Below are 7,897 nucleotides of genomic sequence, written 5' to 3'. Positions count from 1 at the left end.
CCCCACCTCCCCGCGTCCCCACCTCCTTATTCTCCACCCACTGCAAATTCACCACAATTTTTCCTGCCAAGGTGAATTTGAAGGCATTAGACAGCAGGTTGAGAACTATTTTTTCCCACATTTGCCGATCTACATACACTGATGCCGGCAGGGGAGGACAATTAACTGATAACTGCATTCCTGCTCGTTCAATTGCTGAACGAAAAACACTAGCTAATTCGGCGGTGAAACTAGCGAGGTCTGTGGGTTCGTAGGAAGCTTGAACCCTTCCGGCTTCAATTCGCGAGAAATCTAACAAGCTATTAACTAGCTTCAACAAGCGCAGTCCGTTACGTTGCACCATTTTTAACTGTTCTTGTTCGTTGCTTGGTAACAAACTACCACCATCAGCTAGGATGTCTTCTAGTGGCCCCAACATTAGAGTTAATGGGGTACGAAACTCGTGGCTGATGTTGCTAAAGAAGATAGTTTTGGCGCGATCGATTTGTGCTAAAGCTTCGGCTCGTTTGCGCTCTTGTTCGTAAGCCTGGGCGTTGGCAATGCTAGCTGCAATTTGAGCTGCAACTAATTCCATGAATCCTCTATAATTATCGTCGAACAGCCTGAAGGGATTTAAGCCAGCAATTAAAATGGCAGCTTTGCCTGTTTCTCTCGATGGTGCAATGGGTATAGCCACTGCTTGATGTGGCGTTGGCGAAGCCCTCTGTAGGTATCGCTCCCATATCCCGCAAGGTAAGCTACCAAAATCCCCTGCTAAAATATCAACTAATTTTGTTTGATGGGTTGCCATCACTTCCCCAAAAGGCCAAACAGCATCAGAATCGAGAGCAGCTGTTTGTGGTGCTGCTTTGTGGTTTGGCTGAATGCGGCATGTTCCAGCCAGAAAAAGCTGTTGTTGGTCTGGTTCGACCAAATAAATCATTGCAAAGGGGAAGTCATAAGGGTTGGTTTCCAGACAACTGACACTCAAGCTACAGGCCTGATCGAATGTACGTGCATCTGCTGTCCTAGTTGCTAGCTCCCGTAATAAATTTAACTGCCGTTCTCCAATGATGCGTTGTGTATCGTCTGTGTTAGCACAAATAATCCCGCCCGTCTCACCTTCATCATTGGGAACTGGACTATAGGAAAAAGTATAATAAGTTTCCTCTGGGTAGCCATTACGCTCCATAATCAGCAGTAAGGCTTCATCGTAAGTGCCTTCGTTTTTCAACATTGCTGATTCTGCTCGCGGCCCTACCTGCTCCCAAATTTCCCGCCACACATGGGAAGCTGGCTGGCCCAGTGCTTGTGGATGTTTACCACCAATAATAGCTTTATAAGGATCGTTGTAAAGATTAATCAGTTCGTCCCCCCACCAGACAAACATCGGTTGGCGAGAAGTCAGCATAATCCGCACCGCTGTTTTCAAACTCTGAGGCCAATGTTGTGTCGCGCCAAGAGAAGTTTGCGACCAGTCGAATTCTCGCATCCGCGCACCCATTTCACCTCCACCGAAAAGGAAATTAGCGTCGGCGTTGCTTGCTGACGTTGACTCGTTTTTCATGGGTTTGTGTCGATTAGTCATGGGTCGGGTATAAAGCTACAATTGTAATCACGTGCTAATCACAATTTATTGTTGCAAAAGTCACACCAAACTCGGCAAAAAATTTTTCTGGGCACAGATTTTGATTCTTGCCGCAAGGTAGGAACTAGCTTATCAATATTGAGTTGTTTTGCCACAAGTAGGCACGTATTGTGAGGCATATAAATCAAAGTTTATGATGCTCTACATATCTAATGTTTACGTTAGAGTGTTATTTAACGTCAATTATTCTGGAGATAGAGATTATAATTGAGCAATTTTTTCCATTAGTTAGAATACACTAGCTGAAATGGGGCGATCGCTGCCCAAAAATCCCATACTTCACTATCCTCAAAATCTCTTCTCAATCACTACCTGTATCGAGCAATTTATTTAGAACATGTACGATTAATTTAATTTATTATTTTAACAAGCAACAATATTTGATTTTATTTTAAAGGTTGTTTATTCTATAGTTAACAAACATTTTTAATAAAAAAATCATCAATGATTATTCAGTCTTTTAAATCAAGAGATAATTTTATGCGTATACAAATTAATCTTTATTTTCAATAAAAAGTTGATACTAGCTCAAAGTTTTAGAGTTAATTGATACTTATTATTAGAGATAAAAATTATCAATTATGTACATTTTAAAAATCAAATATTAGAAAATGAATAAAATAATTGAACCATTTCTCGTAATTATTACTTTAGCTTTTTCTAGAAATTGATTCAATCTAATGAACATCAAATTTTTCCAAATTACCTTAGTGTTATTAGTCTTTTTGTTTAACTTAACATTTGCTTCTCCCACCTGGGCAAAAACAGCACCTTCCTCAAGTAGTAATCCTGACTACTTTGAAGTAGGTCAAAAAGTAATTTGGCTTTATAAAGCTCGTGGCGATTCTGCTGATATCCAGAGAATTCCCGCAGAAGTTGTCAAGTTAGGTTCCAAGGAAGTACAAATTAAGGTGTACAAAAATAAAAACCAATTTGTAAATCGTTGGGTAAATCCAAACAAACTGGAAAATGTCCGCGAATAGGAAAAATCAGCTGTTTGTATTTAAGGTGATGTATTTTTTTGTGTTGGTTGTTAACTGTTAACGGTTGACAGTTAACGGCGATGGGATAATATGTATGTGCTGCCAGTAACTTACTGTGTCTTGCGTACTCTTAACTATGGGACGCCAGAGGCAAATTTTCAAGATTGTCCTCAAAATTATGAATAAAAATTTTGACCAAAAACACGCTATTGTTACTGGCGGTTCAAGTGGAATCGGTAAAGCAACAGCGCAACTGTTAGCTAGTGAGGGCGCACATATTTCAATTATTGCTCGCAACGAAAGGAAACTGGAGGATGCAAAAGCACAGATAGAAGCAGTAAGGGCAAATCCAAATCAGCGCATTATTAAAATTTCCGCGGATGTAGCCGATAAAATTCAAGCCCAGCAAGCTATCAAAACAGCTATCGAACAAATTGGCTTTGTTGATTTGTTAATTACTTCTGCTGGTATCGCCCAACCTGGTTATTTTCAAGAACAGCCAACAGAAATTTTTGAACGCACAATGGCAGTCAATTACTTTGGCTCGCTTTACTGCATTCAAGCAGCACTACCAGCCATGAAACAACAACGACAGGGCGACATCGTACTCATCTCTTCTGGCGCAGGTTTGATTGGTATCTATGGTTACACCACATATAGTCCTAGCAAGTTTGCCTTACGGGGTTTAGCGGAGTCTTTACGCGGCGAATTGAAGTTGATGGGAGTGAACGTCTCAATTGTTTATCCTCCCGATACTGACACGCCACAACTTGAGGAAGAAAACAAAACCAAGCCCATTGAAACGCAAATGATTACCGGCACTGCCAAAACTTGGAGTGCCGAGAAAGTAGCTTTAGAGATTGTACAAGGTATTAAGAAAAAATCCTTTGCAATTACTCCTGGACTAGAAATGACATTCCTTAGTAGATTTCACAGCCTGCTAGCTCCTGGAATTAATTGGTATATGGATCGGATTGTTGGTAAAAATTTTTGACCGAACAAGGCAAAAGTAAAAAGTTAAAAGCCAAAAGAAAGAATAAGAAAAAATAGTTACAAGCCTTTGTGTTACGAAATTCAGATCGCCGCGCCGGAAGTCAGCACTCTGACTTCGTGCTAAATTTATTTATGCAACAAAATAAAAACATTTATTTCGATATGCATAACAGGAGAAATAATATGTCCTTATTAATCCCCTGAATTTATTTCTGGAGATTATTTTTCATTTTTTAATGCAAGTGCAGATAAATCACTTAACTTACTGACAGGTAAATTACTTTATTGAAAACATCAGATATATCAGTTAAGACGATAATATCAAATTATGACTATCCCAATTGTTTTAGGGAGTTCCAATAGATGGAAATTCTTGGAAGTAAATATTTATTTTTTAAATCTAAATATTATGAGAAAATAGCTATAGTTTTTTAAGATACTTGTGAAGTATCAAAATCAAAATCTTTTTAATCCTGGGAATTTACACCATCTCCTACAGTAGCGCTTTTGGTAATCAGTTCATCAATTTTCCTCAGACTTTAACGAGAAAGCTTGCAGATTTGTCAGTGATATTAAATGAAGATGATAACCTGATGTTTGGGGTTGAGATTGCAGCAGATACCCAAAATAGAACTATCAACAGTATCTATGTGGGCGATCGCATCTGTAATATTTCAGTTACTCAATCACTTCTCCATAGATATGTTCTTATTTAATCGGTTCCTCCGTTCAACAATTAGGTTTGCGCTAATTAGTTTGATGGCGATCGCAATGGTGTTTGGCTCGAATGCGATCGCCCACGGTCAACTACCTTCTTTATCCACCGCAGCGTCTAAAGATCCGCGCCAGCCACCTAACGGTGTTACCCGTCTCGGTGTCTATGAAATTGCCAGTGTGTATTCACCCCTGGACAGAAACTTCTTGTTTGAAGTTGTTTCTCCTACTATTTTCGATCGTGAAAAACCGCCAGAGGGATATCTTCCGGTAGAGGTGCGTGCCGAAGAAATTAGGCAACGGCTGATGCGAGCGATCGACCGATCCAACAAAGCCAAAAAAACTCCTATGGTTTCTATTGCCATCTTGAATAACAGCTCCATTCTCCAGCTCAGTGACGATGGAACAACCCGTCCTTTGAGGCTGGTGACAGTAACAGAGCCAGATGCAGACTATCATGGGAAAACCACGGAAGAATTGACACAGGAATGGCAAAAAATCTTACAAATAGAAGTGGAACGCATTGCCCGACTCTTTTCACGTGAAGTATTGTTACAACGAATTGGACAAGCACTGCAAATCATCATCGGCTTAGTGTTGGGTAGCTTTGTGTTGTGGTTCTTGCGGCAAGTTCTAATTCGTAAACAAAAGGCATTGCAAGCTTGTTATCAAGAACCTATGAATGTGGCACAACAAGCTGAAGAAATATCCACAGATATTCCAGTCACAGAGACTAGCAAAGGAGAGACAGATACCATTGCCCATTGGCGATCGCACTTTCTAGAAATCATCCGGCAACAGTTCAGTCTCAAGTACCAATTGGAAATCTATTCTTTTCTCACATGGCTACTATTTTGGGTGTTTATTCTCACGTGGTACATCGGGATTGTAGTCATTATGTTTCGCGTCCCTTACTTGATGAGATGGTCAAAGGAGGCTTTGGCTGCTCCCCTGGCGCTGCTGATTATTTGGTTTTTTATCAGTCTTGCTATTCGTATAGGCAAAAGCTTAATTGACCGCCTCACCAATATCTGGACAATACATCCCCCTCTCTCCTTGAGTGAAACTCAAAGGATTGCCCTGCGGGCGGCAACAGTTTCCAAGGCACTAAAAGGATTAATCATTTTTGTTTTGATTACTTGCGGTATCTTGTGGTCTTTAAGCATATTTGATGTGCCCACTAGTTCGATTTTGGCAGGGGGGGCTGTCATCGGTATCGCAATTTCCCTTGGTTGCCAAAGTCTGATTAAAGATTTGGTCAATGGTTGCTTGATTTTGATGGAGGATCAATTTGCGATGGGAGATGTGATTCAAATTGGTGATAAAAGCGGACTGGTAGAAAATCTCAACCTGCGCGTGACTCAACTACGCAATAGCGAAGGTCAATTAATCACCATTCCCAATAGCAATATTACCAATGTCACTAATTTAACTCGCCTCTGGTCGCGGGTAGACTTTTCCATTGTAGTGGCGTATAAAAACGACCCCAAGCAAGTTTTAGAAATTCTCAGGCAAGTATCCCAGCAATTGTATAGCGAAGTGAAATGGCGCGATCGCCTGCTAGAATCGCCCCAAGTGTTGGGGATTGATGACCTCTCCCACACGGGTATGCTAGTGCGCGTCTGGATTAAAACCGCACCTATGGAACAATGGAACGTTGGGCGAGAGTTCCGTCTACGGGTGCGGCAAGCTTTTGCAGCCAACAATATTCAGATTGGTAGACTGCAATGAATCATTGACAACGCTGATTTGGCAAGGAGTCATTGCTAGATTATTTATAAGTATCCTTCATCTACAGTGCTATACGCTCCAAATAAAGCACTGCGAGTTCGGGGGCCGACTATACCATCGACAAGCAAGCCATTGTTGGCTTGAAACTGCCGGACTAGCCCAAAAGTGGTGTTTCCGTAATAACCTGTAGGATTAATCCCTAAACGCCTTTGTACTTGTGATACAGCAGAACCTCTAGAACCATAACTGAGTGTGATGCGTCCACCAACTCCAGCAGACGTTGGGTTGTTTGGACGAGAGTTATACGTATCACCTACCCATCTTGCAGCTACATATCTATTTCTGGATAGGCGAACAAAACCATTGGCTCTACCAGTGCTGGTAATTCTAGTACCGTTGGGAATACAGTCTACAACTGAAGAACTAGTGTAGGGGCTTACACGCACGTTAAGACAACTACCGTTAGTTCTGACATAAGCACCTAAGGCTGCTGACACTTGGGTAATAGCTGTAAAAAATACTATAAAACCAGCTAACGATAACCAAACAGAAGATTTCAGAGATTTCTTCCAATCTAAGTCAAACTTGGGAAATTCATAGTCGATAGATTTAGCCTGACCGTTTGCCTCTTCGTAGGCTACAAACATAGATGAATAAGCAATATATTCCATGAATTAACACCTTGATTTGATTTGGTAAAAACTAAAAGCTCACAATGTTTTCACGCCGCCGATGTAGAAGTTTTGAACGGCAATCTATTCACTCAAAGCCACCAGATGTCCAGTGTTTATGGTGTACGGCTGCAATTTTATTCGCCGCCATCGCTGAAAATAATGTTGTCGCTACGAATCCAACCAATTGCTCCCGATTTCGGGAATTTAACTCGACACCAGTTAAGATTACTACCACTTTTATCTTTGTCTTGAACGCATTGCAAGTTTTGGACGCGATCGCCACCTAATCCGTAGCCTTTAGTAGCTGAATTGACAGTTGGTCTTGTACGTAGGTTAATTCTTCTTGACCGTCCTCCAGCTAGCGTCACCCAGTTAGATCTAGCGATGAGATAAGGCTGGTTTAACTGATTTACAAAAGAAGAATTTGAGGTTACAGAAACATCATTAATTCCTTGCGCTCCTTCGTGAGAAATATTTGCTTTCACTGGAAAAGTTGCAACAAATGATGCTAAAGATACAACAGTGGTAATAAGTAATGTTTTAAGTTTCATGATTTTTGTTCGCCTAAATATTGACAAATTAAACTTCACCTAGCCTTTGTAGTTTATTTTTGGATTTGCTAGTTAAACTTACCTATCCTGGAACAAAGATAGAGAACAGAAGCCCTAAAACTTTCAGACAGATTTAAATTTCCCATGTTTTATTCTTGACTTCAAGTGCAGATAAATCAGTTAATTTATTTACAGGCAAATTACCACAAAGCACCATCATGATTAAACTTCTCAGAAAGTAATATCTTTACTTTTGTTTTACAAGGTTCCATTTTTTGATATTTAATTTGCAGATAAACCTAAAAATTTTCTTGAATTAGCTTTAATCTACGTTTATATTTTATTTTTCTATCAAAAAATATAGATAAATTTCCTTATAGTGAAACAAATATCACTTAAATCAGTTAAGAGATAAATAGTTTATTGAAAACATCATATACATCAGTTAATATCAGAAACTTACTTACAAGCATCTGACTTTTTTCAGATAGTTACAATAGACTATAATCGATTGATTAAATAAATCGACAAGCAAAGGACTTGAAAGATATTTTTCGATTTCATATGTACAAAAAAATTTTATATTAATTTATTTTTGAAATCAAACTCTTATGAGAGAATGAC

The 7,897-nt window shown here is 39.7% G+C and carries 6 protein-coding genes; 3 read left to right on the top strand and 3 right to left on the bottom strand.

All coding sequences use genetic code 11. The features are described 5' to 3' along the window. A partial coding sequence (locus GNE10_RS29050) for a histidine kinase dimerization/phospho-acceptor domain-containing protein (protein ID WP_311774869.1) occupies positions 1 to 1,546 on the bottom strand: 1,546 nt, incomplete at its 3' end. A gap of 761 nt (positions 1,547 to 2,307) precedes the next feature. Here GNE10_RS29050 and GNE10_RS29045 point away from each other — a divergent pair. From GNE10_RS29045 to GNE10_RS29035, 3 genes are all read left to right on the top strand, one after another. Continuing rightward, the gene (locus GNE10_RS29045) at positions 2,308 to 2,610 is read left to right on the top strand and encodes a hypothetical protein (RefSeq protein ID WP_221643030.1); all 303 of its coding nucleotides are present in this window, start codon (positions 2,308 to 2,310) and stop codon (positions 2,608 to 2,610) included. Between the two features lie 178 nt (positions 2,611 to 2,788). Next, positions 2,789 to 3,604 carry an SDR family oxidoreductase gene (locus GNE10_RS29040; RefSeq protein ID WP_185569128.1) on the top strand — a complete coding sequence of 272 codons (816 nt, stop codon included), beginning with the start codon at positions 2,789 to 2,791 and terminating at the stop codon, positions 3,602 to 3,604. A 608-nt stretch (positions 3,605 to 4,212) separates the two neighbouring features. Then, positions 4,213 to 6,048 (top strand): mechanosensitive ion channel family protein, encoded by a 1,836-nt coding sequence (locus tag GNE10_RS29035; protein ID WP_260447073.1) that lies wholly within the window; start codon positions 4,213 to 4,215, stop codon positions 6,046 to 6,048. Between the two features lie 44 nt (positions 6,049 to 6,092). Here the strand turns inward: GNE10_RS29035 and GNE10_RS29030 are convergent, their stop codons facing one another. Both GNE10_RS29030 and GNE10_RS29025 read right to left on the bottom strand, forming a co-directional pair. Then, a complete protein-coding gene (locus tag GNE10_RS29030; protein WP_185569126.1) occupies positions 6,093 to 6,719 on the bottom strand; it encodes a peptidoglycan-binding domain-containing protein in 627 nt (208 codons plus the stop codon). Positions 6,720 to 6,856: 137 nt separating this feature from the next. After that, the gene (locus GNE10_RS29025) at positions 6,857 to 7,273 is read right to left on the bottom strand and encodes an SH3 domain-containing protein (protein WP_185569124.1); all 417 of its coding nucleotides are present in this window, start codon (positions 7,271 to 7,273) and stop codon (positions 6,857 to 6,859) included. Positions 7,274 to 7,897: the final 624 nt, after the last annotated feature.

It is taken from the genome of Nostoc sp. 2RC (assembly GCF_014222165.1).
Taxonomy (GTDB): domain Bacteria; phylum Cyanobacteriota; class Cyanobacteriia; order Cyanobacteriales; family Nostocaceae; genus Nostoc; species Nostoc linckia.
This window is presented reverse-complemented; position numbering and strand designations above follow the sequence as displayed.